Genomic DNA, 17,838 nt, shown 5'->3' on the forward strand with positions numbered 1-17,838 from the left:
CCCCTGTGTTAGCCTCATCCGGATATTTGCTTTTGTTTTTAGTTTTTTATTTCTTCTTCACCTTTTCGATTATAGATGAGAGTCTTTTTTACTTAAGAACAAGTATATTTGCCCCTATTGTTCCATCATCTGTCGGTTGTTTAGGTGAAGAAGACACTTCATAACCTTGTATTATTTTTTACATTTTCAAATTTCTTCTTTTTAAAGCTCCGATTAATTATTCTCCCTCATTTTGTCCGTCTTTTCTCAAGTTGAAGTGCTTCTTTTTTACATTCCTACATTTATTCCCTTATGAACCTCCTTTATTTATCTTTAATACATCTGAAAGCCCCTAATTAAACAAAATGTGACAATCTCCACCACGAATTTACAAAACCTTTACATTTGCTTAAAACGTCATTAATACTTAAGCGTTATTCTATTACTCGTAGGACAAAACAAAAAACATTCTTTAGGGGGAATATGGCAATGAAAAGCTTTAAGAGCTTAGTATTACTTTTAGTAATGGGAATTTTAGTAGTATTCGCTGCAGCATGTGGTAATGGAGCATCTACAGAAGAAGAATCAAATACTGGATCTGGAGATTCAAATGAAGAAGAAACTGCATTAGAAGGTAGCGTTGTAATAGATGGATCAGGAACAGTTTATCCTTTTATGGCAAAAATGGCGGAAAATTATATGACTGAAAATGAAGAAGTTTCCGTTGAAGTAAGCCGTGCAGGTACTTCTGCTGGTTTCGAAAAGTTTCTAGTAGCTGAAAACGGAACAGATTTCAACGATGCATCGCGTGAAATCAAAGATGAAGAAGCGGCTAAAGCAGATGAATTAGGTATTGAATACAAAGAATTCCAAGTTGCTCTTGATGGTTTAACGTTCGTTATCAACAAAGAAAACGATTGGGCAACAGAAATGACTCAAGAAGAAGTAGTTAAGATCTTCCTTGCTGAAGGTGGAGTAACTAAATGGTCTGATATCAACCCTGAATGGCCAGCTGAAGAAATCAAGCCAATGGGTCCTAACGAAAACCATGGTACAAACGAATTCATGTTTGAAACTATCATGGAAGAAAAAGACTTTGTTGATTCTGTAAATTTACAACAAGAATATTCTACTCTTGTAGATCTTGTTTCTAAAGATAAAAATGCTATTGCATTCTTTGGATATGGTTACTACGACAGCAATAAAGACAAGCTAAATGCAGTAAATGTTGACTTTGGTAATGGTCCTGTTGCTCCAAGTTTAGATACTATCGGTTTGGATGATGCAGCAGCTTATAAACCATTTACTCGCCCAGTCTTCACATATTTAAATGTTGGAATGGCTAAAGAGAAGCCTCAAGTGCTTGATTATGCAATCTATGCTATGGAAAATGCTCAAACTGTAGCTTCAGAAACTGGATTTGCTCCATTAAAAGATGAAGTAATTCAAGAGTCTATCAGCTTCCTAGAAGGATTAAAATAATCATAATTATTGCTTTTCCTATTCACAGAAGATGAGAAGTTGATGAGAAGATTGGCTTCTCATCTTCTTATGTGTTTCCTCTATTAATATAATCTACTAAAAAAATTTCACCTCCCACAAATAAAATAAATGGAGGATGAAAGGGGTTTTCGATCTTGGATAACAAAGAAAGCATCCGTGACATGATTGAAAAAAAGAGAAGCTCTACAAATCTAACTTCTGTCACAGAAAAGGTTATGCCTAAGTTTTTATTAGCTATTGCGACAATATCAATCCTTACAACTCTTGGCATAGTTATTACTTTATTAACTGAAACAATAAACTTTTTCAAAGATGTTCCTTTTTTAGACTTCTATACTGGAACTATATTAAATCCGCTAGGTGATGATGCACAATTTGGTGTACTTCCATTACTGACAGGGACGATTTACTCTACTGTAATAGCGATGTTTGTGGCTATTCCTGTAGGTTTAATGGCAGCTATTTTCTTAAGTGAGTATGCTTCCGATAAAGTACGAAGAATATTAAAACCAATACTTGAAATTCTTGCTGGTATTCCTACAATTGTATATGGTTTCTTTGCATATACTTTTGTAACACCTTTATTGAGATCCTTTATTCCAGCTTTAGATCCAACAAATATCCTAAGTCCTGGTATTGTAATGGGTATTATGATTATTCCTATGGTAGCCTCACTTTCTGAGGATGCAATGAGTTCTGTCCCTAACTCAATGCGAGAAGGAGCTCTTGCTCTTGGTTCAACAAAACTTGAGGTGACTTGGAAAGTTGTTATTCCAGCAGCTATATCCGGAGTGATTGCTTCATTTGTATTAGGGATTTCCCGTGCTATCGGAGAAACGATGATTGTAGCTATAGCAAGCGGAAGCAACAAAGACTTTACGTTTGATCTTACACAATCAATGCAGACGATGACTGCTTATATCGTTGAAGTAACTGGAGGCGAAGCTCCTGCTGGTTCAACTATTTACTATAGTTTGTACGCTGTCGCAATGACCTTGTTTGTATTTACACTCATTATGAACCTCGTTGCCCAGTATATTTCTCGTAAATATAGGGAGGAGTATTGATTATGAAATATGTAAATGTCGAACAAGTACAAAAGAAAATGGGGTCACGTCTATTTGCAAATAATCTTGCAAAAGGGCTTTTCTTATTAGCAACACTTTTCGGATTAGTCATATTATTAACATTAATCTATAGAGTATACTCAGATAGTATTGGATGGATTGATTTTCAGTTTATTACAAGTAAGCTGTCAACAACGGCAGAACGTGCAGGAATCATGGGTGCAATTGCAGGGACTTTATGGTTAATGGTTGTCGTTGCTCCAGTTACGATGTTTTTAGGAGTTGGAACAGCCATTTATTTAGAGGAATATGCAAAGAATGGAAAATTAAAATCTATTATTCAAACGAATATATCTAACTTGGCAGGTGTTCCTTCTGTTGTATTCGGTATCTTAGGCTTAACTGTGTTTGTACGTAGTTTTGAATTAGGGAACATAGTGCTTGCCGGTGGCCTAACGATGTCTTTATTGGTACTTCCAATCGTTGTCGTTGCAAGCCAGGAGGCTATTCGAGCTGTTCCACAGTATTTAAGAGAAGCATCATACGGAATGGGAGCTACTAAGTGGCAAACAATAAAAAACATTGTCTTGCCGGCAGCAATTCCTGGTATTTTAACTGGATTAATTCTCTCTCTTTCAAGAGCTATAGGTGAAACAGCTCCACTTGTTGTTATTGGTATTCCGGCTTTGTTAATTCCACTTCCAGATGGAATTTTTGATAAATTCACAGTGTTACCAATGCAGATTTATTACTGGACTGTTGATTCAGCACTTGTTGCTGAGTATGCAAATCTTGCTGCTGCGACAATTGTTGTTCTTTTAATCGTATTATTCTTAATGAATTCAATTGCAATTATTATTAGAAATAAGTTTCAAAATAGATTTTAATTTTCGGGGGGTTTTTAACAATGGCAGTATTATCCGATCGTGAAAACAAAAAAGTAACGAATATAGATAGAGACGGAAATCAAGTAGATAATAAGAAAATTGTTTATGATACAAAAGATTTAAATTTATGGTACGGTGGTGACCAGGCATTAAAAAACATTAATCTTTCCATATATGAAAATGAAGTTACAGCAATTATTGGACCTTCTGGTTGTGGGAAATCAACATTTATAAAAACGTTAAACAGAATGGTTGAATTAATACCGGTTGTTCGTATTTCAGGAGACATTAGGTATAGAGAAAAAAGTATATTAGATAAAAGCTATACAGTTGAAGATTTAAGAACAAAGGTAGGTATGGTTTTCCAGAAACCTAATCCATTCCCTAAATCGATATATGATAATATAACATATGGCCCTCGAATTCACGGTATAAAAAATAAAGCTATTTTAGATGAGATTGTTGAGAGAAGTTTACGTGGTGCAGCAATCTGGGATGAAGTAAAAGATCGATTAAAAGAAAATGCTTATGGGCTTTCGGGAGGTCAGCAACAACGTTTATGTATTGCTCGCTGTTTAGCGATTGAACCAGATGTAATATTAATGGATGAACCAACTTCAGCTCTTGATCCAATATCTACTCTTAAGGTAGAGGAATTAATTCAAGATTTGAAAAAAGATTATAGTATAATCATCGTTACACACAACATGCAACAAGCTGCTCGTATTTCAGATAAAACAGCGTTTTTTCTAAACGGAGAAGTTGTTGAATTTGATGTAACCGATAAAATCTTTTCAAATCCGAAAGATAATAGAACAGAGGATTATATAACAGGTCGATTTGGTTAAACAAAATGTCGTGCATTTTCGAAGGTGCACGACTATTTTGTTTAAATTGGTTCTTCGTAGTTTTATGAAAGTACTGTTTGGGGAATATATAACAGTACGTATATAGGAGGTAAAGAATATGGGTGTCAGAGAGAAATTTGATTTTGATTTGAAAAATTTAAGAGATAAATTAATTGAATTAGGTAGTTTAACAGAAGTTGCCTTAACAAAATCAATAAATGCACTTGAAAATCAAGATATTGAAGAAGCGTTACAAATAATTGAAGATGATTATAGAGTTGATGACCTGGACGAAGAAATCAATGATTTGGCAATTCTTTTAATCGCCAAACAACAACCTGTTGCAACAGACTTACGTAGAGTGATCGTAGCCATTAAAATTTCCAGTGATATTGAAAGGATGGCAGACTTTGCTGTAAATATTGCAAAATCTACAATTCGAATTGGTGACGAGCCATTAGTTAAACCTATTCATAACATCAGAAAGATGCATGAAATAGCAACAAAAATGTTATCACTTTCTATTAAGGCATTTAATGAAGAAGATCTTGTATTAGCAAAAGAGGTAGCTGATATGGACGACCAGGTTGATGACCTTTATGGAGAAACGATTAAGGATATCCTTTATTTGATGGAGAAAAAAGATCATCTTCAACAATTAACTCAGCTTTCCTTTATATGTCGTTATATCGAAAGAACGGCCGATCATGCAACAAATATTTCTGAAAGTATCATGTATCTCATTAAAGGTCAAAGATATGACCTGAATAGTTAATATAAAAAATATATATTGGTTTATGATCCAAAATAAAAAAGCTAAGAAGAAGTTCTTCTTAGCTTTTATCTAGTAATTGCTTCAGCAAGCTGCTGGAAAGTCATGCCCTTTTGAACCTCAAAAGTTCCTAACTGCACTTGTGTATGATAATTATTTTTGATTAAGTACTGATCAAATTCAAAGGAGTCAGTAATAATCGCATTTTGTTCTAGTAGATCAGAAACTTCACTTGTCGTCATACCAGCTTTTATTGTTACTTTATATTTTATAACTTCTTCTTTTTTTTCTTCAGTTTCTTTTGTTTCTTCTGTATTTTCTGTTGTTTCTTCTGTAGGAGTTTCTTCAGTTGCTTTTTCAGTTACTTCAGCATTTTTTGTTGCTAGTAATTCTTCATATTCATCAATTGAAATAGCCGTTTGCTGGTTGCTGGTTAAGAATTGTTCAACTTCCTTTTCGGAGAGCTCTTTGTGTTCAGCGTTAGCCTCTGTTTGTTGATCACCTGAAAAAAGATAGGTTCCACCAAGTACAGAGGTTGCTACGATCATACCTGCTGCAAATGCCTGAAATCCTGTCTTACTCATGTTAATACCCTCTCATTCTGTTCAACAATTAATTTTACTTCTTCTACAGTAGTTGCTTCTGATAATGCTATAGCTTCAATAGACATTCCTTGTCGATACTTAGCAAGTATACGGGTAGGGTTTCCTTTTTCCTCTTCTTGGATTGAACTGTTTTGTTCTTTTAATGGTGCGTCATTTTGTAGTAACTCTTCTTCCACAATTCGCATTTTCTTTTTAAGCTTATAGATCTCTTGCATAGCAGACAATTGAAGATGGTCCAATTCCTGTTCAAGTTCTTTTACATTGTCGCGTTGGAAGAAAGATACACCGATAAGCGCAATGCTTATAATAAACAAAATGATAATCATTATAGTCATATTTTTCACCTTCTTAGATTATTTCCCTCTACCTTTATATCATAAATCTTCAATTGAAAGAAGTGATATTTTGAAGAAATTGTAGTTTTTTGACGATATTTCTTTTTTGATACATTCAACCGTAATATTTTAATCATGATAAGATAAAGAGAACATGATGACGAAAGAAGAGGTACTATATGAGCTCCCGATCTTATGATAATGTCGAACAATATATTGTACGTAAACAGGCATCTATTTCTGTCGATTATATTGAAATTATTCCATATCCAAACCATATTATCATCTCATGGAACATTATCTCCTCATCTCAAAATCTTCTTACGGACATTCTAAATGAAGACTTTCGTGATTTATTATGTACAGTTAATTTGGTTAGAGTAAAAAAGAATAAAGAAATGTTAACAATGAATGTTACAGGAAGTAATGGAATAATTGAGCTTAGCTCTTTAGGAAAAGGAAAATATTATTGTGAGTTAGTTGTAGTAAATTCACAAAATGAAACAATTACAATAAAAAAATCCTCATTAGTTAGTATCTCTAATAACCATATACAATCTAAGAATCAAGATTGGAAGCAAGTATTAACGAAAAATAATAATAGTTGGTATACTGCTTTCTCCGGGTACACGGTATATGAATAAATTAGGAACCAAACATGTATCAACTGTCCTTCATCTTACAACTGAATATGGTGAACAGTTGATAGGGGGACTTGGAAGACACGTAAATGACCTTGTACAATCTTGCAAAGAGGAAAATTTGACAATTATAGTTATGACAATCTCTCACACAAAAAATGAATCATATTCATTTAATGATGGAATTCATATATTTCGTTTGCTTCCATGGCAAGAGGATTCGGCGAGCTTACCTGATTATTTCCGAAATCTTAATTTTCGATTTACTCAATTTATTCTACAAGACCTCCACATACAATTTGATCTTGTTCATGTTCATGATTGGTTTTTTGCAACGACTGCTTGTCAGATTAAAAAGATGATAGGGATACCCTTCGTCTCGACAATTCATTCGACTGAACGAGAACGAAAACAATTTAATAATGGGAGAGTTATTCCTCAAATAGTAGAGTATGAAGATCAGTTGCTGCAATGTTCTGACCATATCATAGTATGTAGTGAATATATGAAAGACATTTTGTTAGTACGCCAACCAAATAGACAAAAATCTATATCTGTCATACCGAACGGCATTATTCTTAAAGATTTTAAAGAGATGCTAGGTAGAGATGCAGCATTAAAAAGGTTTCCATTTATAACAAATCCATTTTTATTAGGAATGGGGAGATTGGTGAAAGAAAAGGGATTCCAGATTTTGATCGAGGCATTTTCACAGATACACCTACAGTATCCAACCTTAAAACTTGTGTTAGCAGGTAGCGGACCATATGAAAATGAACTAAAAAGAATCGCAAAATTATATAAATTAGATTCAAAAGTTAAATTTGTTGGCTTTCTATATGAAATAGAACGAAATACATTACTATCTAAATGTGAAATGGTCGTGATTCCAAGCTTGTATGAACCTTTTGGTATTGTTGCATTAGAGGGTTTGGCGGCTTCAAAACCAGTTATAGCTTTTAAAACGGGCGGGTTAAAGGATATAGTAAAAGATAACCAAGGGATATTGTTAGAAGGGATTTCCAGTGTTCAATTAGCTGAAAGGTTACATATATGCCTTCAACATCCAAAAGATGTGGAGACTGTGGCTCTGCGGGGCTACAAGGCGATGATCGATGAATATCAATGGTTATCTATTATAAGAATAACAATTTCCGTGTATAACAAAGTTGTAAGCAATAGAAATTTCTTTAATAAGTAAAAATAATAAAATACATGTGGAATTTGTTTATTAATAATGGTATTATATTAAAGTCTGATTTGTTTTATAGTTTTTTTAAGTTTGGAGGGAAAGAAACATGCGTGTAAATATTACATTAGCTTGCACTGATTGTGGCGAACGTAACTATATTTCTAAAAAGAATAAACGTAATAATCCAGATCGTCTTGAGCTTAAAAAATATTGCTCAAGAGAGAAAAAAATGACAGTACACCGTGAAACAAAGTAAGCAGTAGGATATTTATTCCTACTGTTTTTTATTTATTTCCCATAAAAGGAGGCTCCTCAATTGGAAAAGAGCCAATTAAGAGAAATGGTTAAAAAACAATTAGAGGAATTACATTCTGATACTTTCATAAAAGGCTGTGCGGACATACATAGACACTTATTTACATCTAGCAAATGGAACAAGGCAAAAACGGTTGCTTTAACAATTTCTCGAGGAAGAGAAGTTGATACAAAAAACATTATTGAAGAAGCCTGGAAAGAAAGGAAAAATGTTGTAATTCCTAAGTGCGATCCAAAATCAAATACAATGACATTTCGCAGAATTGAATCATTTTATCAATTAGAGACAGTGTTTTTTGGATTAAGGGAGCCAATTGTAAGCAAAACGATACCTGTTGAGCCTAAAGAGATTGATCTCATGATTGTTCCAGGTCTATGCTTTGATCAAGAAGGATATCGTATTGGATTTGGCGGCGGTTATTATGATCGTTACTTAGAGAAATATCATGGTGATACTATTTCATTGGCATTTTCCTGTCAACTATTTAAACGTTTACCAAGAGAATTACACGATGTACCTGTCGATGGAATAATTACAGAACTAGGAGTAGAAAAGTAAATGATGGTGCTGGGTATCCTTTTTATTATTTTTCTGTCGGTTGCTGCATGGAAATCAAAAACCTTAACAAAAAGTGGGATGATTGGAGCGATGATTGTTGGCTCAGCCATTTATGTTGGCTTTTCATGGAAGGGTATCCTTTTGCTAGGGTGTTTCTTTGTCACATCTAATATGTGGGGGAAAATAAAATCAAAACAAAAAGACTCTTTACATGATATGGTAAAAAAACATAATGAGCGGGATATTATTCAAGTTTTTGCAAATGGCGGAGTTCCTGCTTTTATAGCGATGATTTCAATATTTGATCCTAGTAACTTTATTATTTATACAGTGTTATTCAGTATTTCATTAGCTGCGGCTAATTCAGATACTTGGGCATCAGAAATAGGAACATTAAGCAAAGGTCAACCTCGAATGTTATTAACATGTAGGAAAGTGGAACGCGGTACGTCAGGTGCTGTTTCATTATTAGGTACATGTGCAGCGTTAGTTGGCTCGTGTTTAATCGGTGCGATAGCGGTTTTATTGTTTGACTTATCAATCAAGAACCTTTTAGTTATTTGTTTATTTGGTTTCCTAGGAAATATTATTGATACGATATTAGGTCAAACCGTTCAGGTTAAATATATCTGTAGAGTTTGCCATAAAGTAACTGAAAAGAAAATACATTGTCAACAACTTGGACGTAAAACAAGTACATTTTCTTTTTTGGATAATGATGCGGTCAATGTCTTATCCATTGTCTTTTCAACATGTTTATCCTTACTTATTCTATAGATAAAAAGGATAAAAATTGCATCTCCTACTAAAGATATAAATAGGAGGGATGAAGATGAGACGATTAATTGTGCTTTTAGCTGGTTCATTTGCGATTTATCGCTATCGATACCGCATTGTGAATTTTGTGTTGGGTAACCAGCAGCTGCGAAGATATTTTATTAATTTATCAATGAGAGTACCTTTTATTCGAGATCGCTTTGTTAATCGGGCATTTCATTAAGTTTTCATTGTAAGCTGACGTTTATATAGATGTCAGCTTTTTACATGTTATTAACATGAAGCAGTTTTCTTTTTAATCAAATTAGGGAATTGGTATAATGAAGAAAAAATAACGGAGCGATGATATGGCGTTTGAACAGGATTTTGTCTATTGGTCATTGGTTGAACAATTAGTTGTTGACCAAAATTATTCGATTTTAGCAATATCACAGGATGGAAATGAAATGATCCTGCAGCCTTATCGAAAAAAGCAATATTCTATTATTCGATTAAGAAGAGCTGATGTTGACTGGGGAAATACACTTGCAGTAGATATTGAACAAGCGGGAAAGCGATTTGAACAATTAGTAAAAAATGGAGTAAGAGGACCAATAACAGTTTTAAATATTTACTTTTCACCTTTAGCTCCGGTAGACGATTATCCTGAGGTCTTTGTAAAAGGATATAGCGGAGGACGTAAAGGGAATATTGATATTACTTCCATGATGATAAGAAATGATAATCTTGAAGAAAGCATGGAGAAGATTCAACAGGCAATGTCAATTCAATTAGACATCGAAAACATACTCGACGATAAAGAGATAAATTCGGAGGATATTCAGTCTATACGAACAAAGGTTATTACTCATCAGAAAGAAATGAGGGATGCTGAAAGAAAGTTATTTCAAAATGGGAAACCATTCTTCACTAACGTTTTTTTAGCACTCCAGATTGTTATGTTTCTTGTTTTAGAGCTTAATGGAGGAAGTACAAATACTGAAACATTAATACAGTATGGTGCTAAGTTTAATCCTCTTATCTATGAAGGTGAATGGTGGCGTTTTGTTTCTCCAATTCTCTTACATATAGGTTTTATACATTTACTTATGAATAGCTTTGCTTTGTTTTACATAGGACCAGCTGTAGAACGTGCATATGGAAAATGGAAATTCTTGTTCATTTATTTAGTTGCTGGTGTTTCAGGTTCAATTGTCAGCTTTGCATTTAGTCCGTTTCTATCAGCAGGAGCCTCAGGAGCTATTTTTGGGTGTTTTGGGGCTTTGTTATATCTTGCTGTATACAATCGGAAAGTTTTTTTTAGAACAATGGGCTCTAACTTATTAATAGTTGTGGGGATTAATTTAGCCTTAGGCTTTGTCATTCCTAATATTGATAATGCTGGTCATATTGGAGGATTAATTGGCGGCTTTTTAGCTGCGCTTATTGTACAGCTACCACATCAGAAAAAAGTGTTGATTAGACTAATTGGGATTGTTGGCACAGTTGTGCTCTTATTTGGATTGTTTCAATACGGAATGAGCCAAGCAAAGGAGCAATATCCTGAATATATTGCATTACAAGGTCAAGAACTTATTCAAAATGAGAAGTTTGAAGAAGCTTATCGATACCTTAGTAAATCTATTTCTAATGATCATAACTCAAATGATGTCATATTTTTAGCTTCGGTAGCAGCCATCCAATTGCAAAAGTATGATGAAGCAATCGATTATCTGCAACGTATCATTTCAGTTGATGACAGCTACCATCAAGCACATTATAATCTAGCGCTTTTATACACTAATCAGCAAAATATTGATCAAGCGATTGAAGAAGTCACAAAAGCATTAAAATATGATCCGGATAATAAAAAATATCAAGCGTTGAAAGATGAATTAACTCGCTAATTGTTGATATTTTGAATGAACTTAAAAGGTGTTCCATCTTCAGATTGAATGATAACAATTAAATGAGAACGATCCTTTGCAAAAAGAAGGAGAGGCATTGTACTACCAATTGGTTCAATGATCTTTCCTTCTTTTGTTTTTAGACCTAAAAAGTAATTTTTATATAGACCTTCCCACAAACTACCAATTATCTCTTGAGTTTTTTCTTCAGAAAATCCCGGTAATGGACGAGTTTGATAATGAGCAAGCTCAACAAGGGGAATTGGACTGTATTGATTTATATCAATTTTGAAATGTTGAAGTAATTCATTCCAGCTAAATTCTAAATGTTGTTCTGCTACTTTATCTAGGATATCCTTCCACTCTTGTTCTTCTTCTGTTTGAGGTGTTTTAAATGAAAAGAGTTTGGTAAATTCTGAATCAATGACATACAGATGGTCAGTGGACATTTTTTGGACACTTCGTATTTCATCTTCATTCAAGTGAACTTCACCGTAATGCAAACTTATCGCTTCGTAGTGGCTGCTGTCTTCTCCGCTTACTTTATTGAACTGTGCCAGCTTTTGGCTTTGGTCTTCCCATTCTGATAGAGTTTTTACAAGTTTCCCGTCTGAAAAGAGAAGAGATAAGTCTTGTCTTAGAAAGGCTTGTTTATCAGTAATCGATGTTACGTCCCACTCGATTATGTACTCATCATCATCTTTCTTGCCAACAAATTGTAATAGAGTAGAAGCTTTTGTAAATGAAACTGTATCAGTTATAGGGAAAAAAATAATACTCTCACGTGCATTTTGCCCTTTAAAAAAATATAGAAACATAGATGTACATAAGGCAAGAAGGATCAATACCATCCATTTTTTCTTCATTTCAATCACTCCGGGAAAGACAGGTTGCTAAAGTTTATGTGCAAATGTACGAATATATGAGTACAAGCTGGAAAGAAAATATACAGGTATGTTTTACCAAATTTCCGTCAATGATGAGTAACAAATAGTGAAACGAAATGGAGTAAACAAATGTCTTATGAAGTTGATAAAAAAATAGCGACAAAAAGTTTACAAGAAAATACAGCTTATTTAAGCGAACGTCTGGGAGTTAAAAAAAGCTTTGACGTGATCCAATTAGATGTTGAGTATGCCGGGCGTGAAATGGCTTTATTCATGGTTGATGGGTTTGTTAAGGATGATATTCTTCATTACTTAATGAAATATTTATCCGAACTGACACCGGAACAAATTGAAGAACATACACTTGAAAAATTACTAAAAACGTATATTCCTTATGTTGAAATTGATAAAACAGATGATTTAAATACTGTTGTGCAAACAGTTTTAGCAGGCCCAACAGCTCTCGTTATTGATGGGATCGATCAAATTATCTTAATTGATGCCCGTACATATCCTGTACGAGGTCCTCAAGAGCCTGATATGGAACGTGTTGTCCGCGGATCAAGAGATGGTTATGTCGAAACAATTGTATTTAACACAGCCTTAACTAGGAGACGGGTAAGAGACCGGTCGTTAAGGATGGAATATTTACAGGTGGGACGACGATCAAAAACAGATGTGGTTGTTTGTTATTTAGAAGATATCGCAGATTTGTCACATGTAGAAGACTTAAAGAATTCTTTGCAGGCAATTGACACAGATGGTCTTCCAATGGGTGAAAAAACAATAGAAGAATTTATTTCAGGTAGGCATTTAAATCCGTATCCTGTTGTAAGATATACAGAAAGACCTGATACTGCGGCAGCACATCTTTATGAAGGTCATGTAATAGTTTTTGTTGATGGTTCACCAAGTGCCCTTATTACTCCTACAACATTCTGGCATCATTTACAGCATGCTGAGGAATATCGAAACAAACCCATAGTAGGGGCTTATTTGCGAATTGTTCGATTTATTGCCGTATGGGCATCAATTTTCATTTTGCCGCTTTGGTATTTATTAGCGAAACATCAGGAACTATTGCCCGATAATATAAAATATATCGGGATAGAGGATGCGGGTCAGGTCCCATTACTTGTACAATTTTTGCTAATTGAATTAGGAATAGATATCCTGAGGATGGCTGCTATACATACACCATCATCCTTAGCTACTGCATTGGGATTAGTGGCAGCCCTAATGGTTGGTCAAGTAGCCGTTGAGGTAGGGTTGCTTACAAATGAAGTTATTCTGTATTTGGCCATTGCAGCGATAGGTACATTTGCAACTCCTAGTTATGAGTTAGGTCTGGCTAATAGAATATATCGAATCATTTTATTAATTTTTACTGCTTGGTTGGGTATAATTGGTTTTGTTGTTGGAATTACAGGGTGGATCATTATGCTTTCACGTATGAAATCATTTAATGTACCTTACTTATATCCATTTATTCCATTTAACTATCGGGCAATGCGGGATGTATTATTTCGCGCACCAATGCCATTGAAAAACAGAAGACCACCGTTCTTGCATCCCCAGGATCCGGACAGGTAACTTATATATCAAAAGGCAGGCTCAACTATAATTAACGGGTTCGGTTTTCGAGTACAAAAACTTAATTCGCACACTAATTAGCAGTCCAATTCGTAACTGAATTGGACTGCTTCTTTTTGTTGATATAGCGGGCAATTATGTACGTTCTATGCTGTTTTAGCACTTGAATTCGCCCCCCTTTTTGCAGAGTGACAGAAGTTATTGTCAGCGTGCGAATTGGTATGTTGAAAACAGAAAACAGGTTTCTGGATATTTATGTTAAAATGGTGTATAGGCTTATTCAACTAACGATGCAGGTTAGCATTACACGACATAAATAAAAATATATGGAGGTCTAGTTATGTGGGTAATATTTGGGATTATTGCAATAGTAACAACTTTTATAAATCTTTATATGTATAAAGCAGGAAAGGATTATAAGCTCGCTATGGCGATGGCATTATCATTTACAGCATTAACAATTTGTGCAGATTACAGTTATCTAACTCGGTGGGTAAAAGCGGAAGATTGGGCGGCTTTATCGGATGTAATACCTGGTATGGCAAGGGCATTTTGGTTTTTGACAATTGTTTCTATCTTACTAAATATAGCACCCATATTTTTAGAACGGAAACGTAAGAAATAATGACTTATTGTGTAAGTCTGTATGTATAACTACCATGAAAATTAACTTCTGTAATAAATTGAAAAAGGCAATACTGAAGAAGACGCAGCTCATTCGTTTTTTTAAAAAGAGGAGAGCGCCAATTTCATTGATCTATGTTAATTAATAAATTGGTCTGGATTAAGAAGCTTTAGGTTCTTCGAGCGTAACGGTGTATCCTAAACTTTCGAGTCGTCTCAGTGAATGTCGAACAATTGATTGTTGTCTCTGCTTATCAAAGTAGTCTTCGCCTAAGTCTACATACATTTCTTTTCGGGTTAAGAGATAATAAGAGATACGGTAACATTGCGTGAGCGACTACAATACCAGCACGATTCTTGCCTTTTCGTGATGCTGTACGCCAATACAGTGCTCCGAGATAGTTTTTTGATCCTCTAACTGAATGAGCTGCTTCGGTTAACGCCGATCTTTTAGTTTTAGCCGATTTTCTTTTTCCTGCACTTTCGTTTTGCCCAGGAACTAATCCTGCCCAAGAACGTTTTAACATGAGACGTTGATGTGAATTGATATAGCCTCTTAGGGCGAGTTCAAGCTCTTCTTTCTTCTTTTTCATAGTGCGTCGAGCAAAGTTTGCTAGTTTTTCAGGATCCTCCTCATCATCAGCTATGGCATCGAGCATATCACGAGCCGAAACACCCAGAACGTCGGAAACAACAGATCCCAATTTAATGTTTGCACCTTCTAACACCTTCTGGATTCTGTTATGTTGCCTGGCTCGTTCTTCAATAATACTTCGGCGATAGCGAACTAGCTCACGCAGTTCACGTTGATTTCGATCTGGAATATAACTTGCTTTGAGTAGTCCGTGGCGAAGAAGTTTGGCAATCCATTCTGCATCTTTCACATCTGTTTTGCGTCCAGGTACTGCCTTCATATGTTGGGCATTCACTACTAGAAATTCAATATCCTCAGCCTTTAGTAAATTCACAATAGGTTTCCAATAAACACTTGTGCTTTCCATTGCGACATGGGTACAGTTATGTTGTTTAATCCAGTTAACCAACTGTAATAGAAATACAGTTTTAGTAGAAAACGTTTGAATCTCCTTTCCTTCAGCTGTCATAACACAGGCAGTAATATTGTCCTTATGGACATCCATACCGCATGCTCTTTCAATGACTACATCCATTGAAAACATCCTTTCTACGGCGATCACTATAATTAGAGGCTGGTGCAACAACCAGAATTAGGATTAATCTACCATGTGTGCTTCCCGTAAGGGAGTGACAGTCAGTGGTGCACCGTGGTCGGTGGAGTCAGACTAACGGATGGGCTCTAACGCACCATAGTTCAGCGACCTTCCTCTCCCAGCCGTAGAATCAGTATTGACGGTTAGTGACCATTTTCATTCTCTGTGGTAAAGCGATGATTTTTGCGCTTCATGGATGGCTAACGGGTGCTTATCTTCAATAACGTGCTACTATAAAGAAAGCTCAGAGCATAATGGCTCCGAGCCTTTTTTGTGCTAATTTTACTGCTAAAGTGTTCTGATAATTCAACTGGAAAAAGCATTGCAAATTCGCAGTTTGTACTTCAAAACCGAACCCGTTAAACTATAATGAGCCTGCCTTTTGTTTAAGCTGCTTTTTCAAAAGGTATAGGATTATTTTTATGACGTTTCAGCTGGATTAAGAACCAGATAAATACAGCTAAAAAGATAAATGCACCGCAAATCATTGAAGTTTGATAAGAAAGTTGGAACCCTTCAGGTGCATAAAAGATATAAGATCCTGTGACAGCTGTCATAAAGAATGCTGGAACAGTGGATATCCAATGAAACTTCCCGTTTTTCAATAAGTACATGGCTGCTGTCCATAACATAACTGTTGCAACAACCTGGTTTGTCCATCCAACATAACGCCATAAAAATGTGTAATCCATTTGTGTTAATAAATAAGTTGGAACAACTACTGGAATCGTCATAAGAACAGTTTTCATTTTTGAATCAAAATTACCGAACTTACTTACTAATTCGACAAGCATCATTCGTGATGAACGTAAAGCTGTATCGCCAGTTGTAATAGGTAAAATGATAACCCCTAAAATCGCTAATATTCCTCCAAATTGTCCTAACGTTGTTTTGCTAATTTCATTGACAACCCCAGCAGTTCCACCCTCTGCAAGTGCTCCTTGAAGCCCGTCGGTACCTCCAAAGAAAGTCATTCCAGCGGCAGCCCATATTAATGCGATAATTCCTTCAGCAACCATTGCACCGAAGAAAACTCTTCTGCCATCACTTTCTTTTTTAAGTGTACGGGCCAAAATCGGACTTTGTGTACTGTGAAAGCCAGATATTGCACCACAAGATATTGTAACCATTAAAAGAGGCCAAACAGGAATTTCTCCAGGATGCAGATTTTCGAAAGTAAGATTAGGGATCGAATGATCCATAAAAAATAAGGCAAAGCCAATTGACACAGCCATAATAATTAAAATAAAACCAAAAATAGGATAAATCTTTCCAATCAATTTGTTTATTGGAAGTACAGCAGCTAAAACAAAATAAACAAAGATAAGCAATAATGAAGATGAATAGCTTAAAGGAGTAAGCTGTTCAACCAATTGTGCAGGACCAGCTGTAAATGCAGCTGCAACTAATATCATCAGAATGATTGAAACAATATTAATAACCGTTTTTACCGTATTTCCTAAATACCGGCCAACTAGTGTGGGATATTGCTCACCACCATGTTTAATTGAAAGCATCCCGGAAAAATAATCATGGACAGCACCTGCAAATAAACAGCCAATTACGATCCAAATAAATGCAACAGGACCATATAAAGCCCCCATAATGGCTCCGAAGATAGGTCCAAGCCCTGCAATATTTAAAAGTTGAATCAAGGAAGCCTTCCACCAGCTCATTGGCATATAATCCAAGCCATCTGTTTTTGTGAAGGCAGGAGTGATCCGGGTGTCATCTATTCCAAAAACTCTCTCAACTACTTTTGAATATATGAAATATCCTGCAATTAATAATACTACTGATAATAGGAATGTAGCCATTTGTGTTCCCCCTCACGATACACGTTGTAATAGGTAACATTATTTTAAACTTGTATTTATCAAAATTCAATATATTTTTTAGAAAAAATAAATTATTCAGAAAAATTTATAGATACTTAATTTTATTGATGTCGAAAGTATGGTTTTTTATGGATTGTGGAGATCTTTAGTATATCGAAATATTATTAAAAGGAAATAAGAAAAATATATTCATCAATTAACAAGTATATTTTTAAACGTTTTCTTGACGCTTCGTTGTTTTTCTTTATACTTTATAGTAGTACTAAATTAATAGTGTAAAAGTGATTTTTCAGATTGAAGT

Annotated in this window: 18 protein-coding genes and 1 pseudogene; 14 read left to right on the forward strand and 5 right to left on the reverse strand. The window is 34.9% G+C overall.

The window, feature by feature from the left end:
- Positions 1–468: 468 nt before the first annotated feature.
- The 5 genes from BK577_RS08810 (at position 469) to phoU (ending at position 5,059) form a co-directional block, all read left to right on the forward strand.
- Positions 469–1,461: a PstS family phosphate ABC transporter substrate-binding protein gene (locus BK577_RS08810; protein ID WP_078432553.1), complete on the forward strand. Its 993-nt coding sequence runs from the start codon at positions 469–471 to the stop codon at positions 1,459–1,461.
- A 182-nt stretch (positions 1,462–1,643) separates the two neighbouring features.
- Entirely contained in the window at positions 1,644–2,549 is a 906-nt protein-coding gene (gene pstC, locus BK577_RS08815) for a phosphate ABC transporter permease subunit PstC (protein ID WP_051475377.1), read from the forward strand.
- Between the two features lie 2 nt (positions 2,550–2,551).
- The gene (gene pstA, locus BK577_RS08820) at positions 2,552–3,436 is read left to right on the forward strand and encodes a phosphate ABC transporter permease PstA (protein ID WP_026558742.1); all 885 of its coding nucleotides are present in this window, start codon (positions 2,552–2,554) and stop codon (positions 3,434–3,436) included.
- A gap of 20 nt (positions 3,437–3,456) precedes the next feature.
- The gene (gene pstB, locus BK577_RS08825) at positions 3,457–4,284 is read left to right on the forward strand and encodes a phosphate ABC transporter ATP-binding protein PstB (RefSeq protein WP_078432554.1); all 828 of its coding nucleotides are present in this window, start codon (positions 3,457–3,459) and stop codon (positions 4,282–4,284) included.
- Positions 4,285–4,402: 118 nt separating this feature from the next.
- Positions 4,403–5,059 (forward strand): phosphate signaling complex protein PhoU, encoded by a 657-nt coding sequence (gene phoU, locus BK577_RS08830; RefSeq protein WP_078432555.1) that lies wholly within the window; start codon positions 4,403–4,405, stop codon positions 5,057–5,059.
- A gap of 65 nt (positions 5,060–5,124) precedes the next feature.
- Here the strand turns inward: phoU and BK577_RS08835 are convergent, their stop codons facing one another.
- Together BK577_RS08835 and BK577_RS08840 are read right to left on the reverse strand one after the other, a co-directional pair.
- Complete coding sequence (locus tag BK577_RS08835; protein ID WP_078432556.1) at positions 5,125–5,640, reverse strand: endolytic transglycosylase MltG; 516 nt, start codon at positions 5,638–5,640, stop codon at positions 5,125–5,127.
- Positions 5,637–5,996 carry a hypothetical protein gene (locus tag BK577_RS08840; protein WP_078432557.1) on the reverse strand — a complete coding sequence of 120 codons (360 nt, stop codon included), beginning with the start codon at positions 5,994–5,996 and terminating at the stop codon, positions 5,637–5,639. Before BK577_RS08840 ends, BK577_RS08835 begins: the two co-directional genes overlap by 4 nt.
- A 179-nt stretch (positions 5,997–6,175) precedes the next feature.
- Here BK577_RS08840 and BK577_RS08845 point away from each other — a divergent pair, with 179 nt between their 5' ends.
- From BK577_RS08845 to BK577_RS08870, 7 genes are all read left to right on the forward strand, one after another.
- Complete coding sequence (locus tag BK577_RS08845) at positions 6,176–6,640, forward strand: hypothetical protein (RefSeq protein WP_078432558.1); 465 nt, start codon at positions 6,176–6,178, stop codon at positions 6,638–6,640.
- Positions 6,633–7,838 carry a glycosyltransferase family 4 protein gene (locus BK577_RS08850; RefSeq protein ID WP_078432559.1) on the forward strand — a complete coding sequence of 402 codons (1,206 nt, stop codon included), beginning with the start codon at positions 6,633–6,635 and terminating at the stop codon, positions 7,836–7,838. Before BK577_RS08845 ends, BK577_RS08850 begins: the two co-directional genes overlap by 8 nt.
- A gap of 97 nt (positions 7,839–7,935) precedes the next feature.
- Complete coding sequence (rpmG, locus tag BK577_RS08855) at positions 7,936–8,085, forward strand: 50S ribosomal protein L33 (protein ID WP_026558749.1); 150 nt, start codon at positions 7,936–7,938, stop codon at positions 8,083–8,085.
- A gap of 60 nt (positions 8,086–8,145) precedes the next feature.
- Positions 8,146–8,703: a 5-formyltetrahydrofolate cyclo-ligase gene (locus BK577_RS08860; RefSeq protein WP_078432560.1), complete on the forward strand. Its 558-nt coding sequence runs from the start codon at positions 8,146–8,148 to the stop codon at positions 8,701–8,703.
- The gene (locus BK577_RS08865) at positions 8,704–9,480 is read left to right on the forward strand and encodes a DUF92 domain-containing protein (protein WP_245823454.1); all 777 of its coding nucleotides are present in this window, start codon (positions 8,704–8,706) and stop codon (positions 9,478–9,480) included.
- Positions 9,481–9,535: 55 nt separating this feature from the next.
- The gene (locus tag BK577_RS25940) at positions 9,536–9,703 is read left to right on the forward strand and encodes a hypothetical protein (RefSeq protein WP_169908045.1); all 168 of its coding nucleotides are present in this window, start codon (positions 9,536–9,538) and stop codon (positions 9,701–9,703) included.
- 124 nt (positions 9,704–9,827) lie between these two features.
- Positions 9,828–11,366, forward strand: a complete 1,539-nt coding sequence (locus tag BK577_RS08870) for a rhomboid family protein (protein WP_078432561.1) — start codon at positions 9,828–9,830, stop codon at positions 11,364–11,366.
- Here BK577_RS08870 and BK577_RS08875 read toward each other — a convergent pair.
- Positions 11,363–12,232 (reverse strand): hypothetical protein, encoded by an 870-nt coding sequence (locus BK577_RS08875; protein ID WP_078432562.1) that lies wholly within the window; start codon positions 12,230–12,232, stop codon positions 11,363–11,365. The genes BK577_RS08870 and BK577_RS08875 overlap by 4 nt on opposite strands.
- A 150-nt stretch (positions 12,233–12,382) precedes the next feature.
- On the opposite strand from BK577_RS08875, the gene BK577_RS08880 reads away from it, so the two are divergent.
- Complete coding sequence (locus tag BK577_RS08880) at positions 12,383–13,846, forward strand: spore germination protein (protein WP_078432563.1); 1,464 nt, start codon at positions 12,383–12,385, stop codon at positions 13,844–13,846.
- A gap of 340 nt (positions 13,847–14,186) precedes the next feature.
- Positions 14,187–14,471 (forward strand): hypothetical protein, encoded by a 285-nt coding sequence (locus BK577_RS08885; RefSeq protein WP_078432564.1) that lies wholly within the window; start codon positions 14,187–14,189, stop codon positions 14,469–14,471.
- Positions 14,472–14,630: 159 nt separating this feature from the next.
- On the opposite strand, the pseudogene BK577_RS08890 reads toward BK577_RS08885, so the two are convergent.
- Together BK577_RS08890 and BK577_RS08895 are read right to left on the reverse strand one after the other, a co-directional pair.
- Positions 14,631–15,639, reverse strand: a pseudogene (locus tag BK577_RS08890) (IS110 family RNA-guided transposase).
- 446 nt (positions 15,640–16,085) lie between these two features.
- Positions 16,086–17,516: a carbon starvation CstA family protein gene (locus tag BK577_RS08895; protein ID WP_078432565.1), complete on the reverse strand. Its 1,431-nt coding sequence runs from the start codon at positions 17,514–17,516 to the stop codon at positions 16,086–16,088.
- Between the last annotated feature and the right edge of the window lie 322 nt (positions 17,517–17,838).

The organism is Metabacillus halosaccharovorans (genome assembly GCF_002019635.1).
Taxonomy (GTDB): domain Bacteria; phylum Bacillota; class Bacilli; order Bacillales; family Bacillaceae; genus Metabacillus; species Metabacillus halosaccharovorans.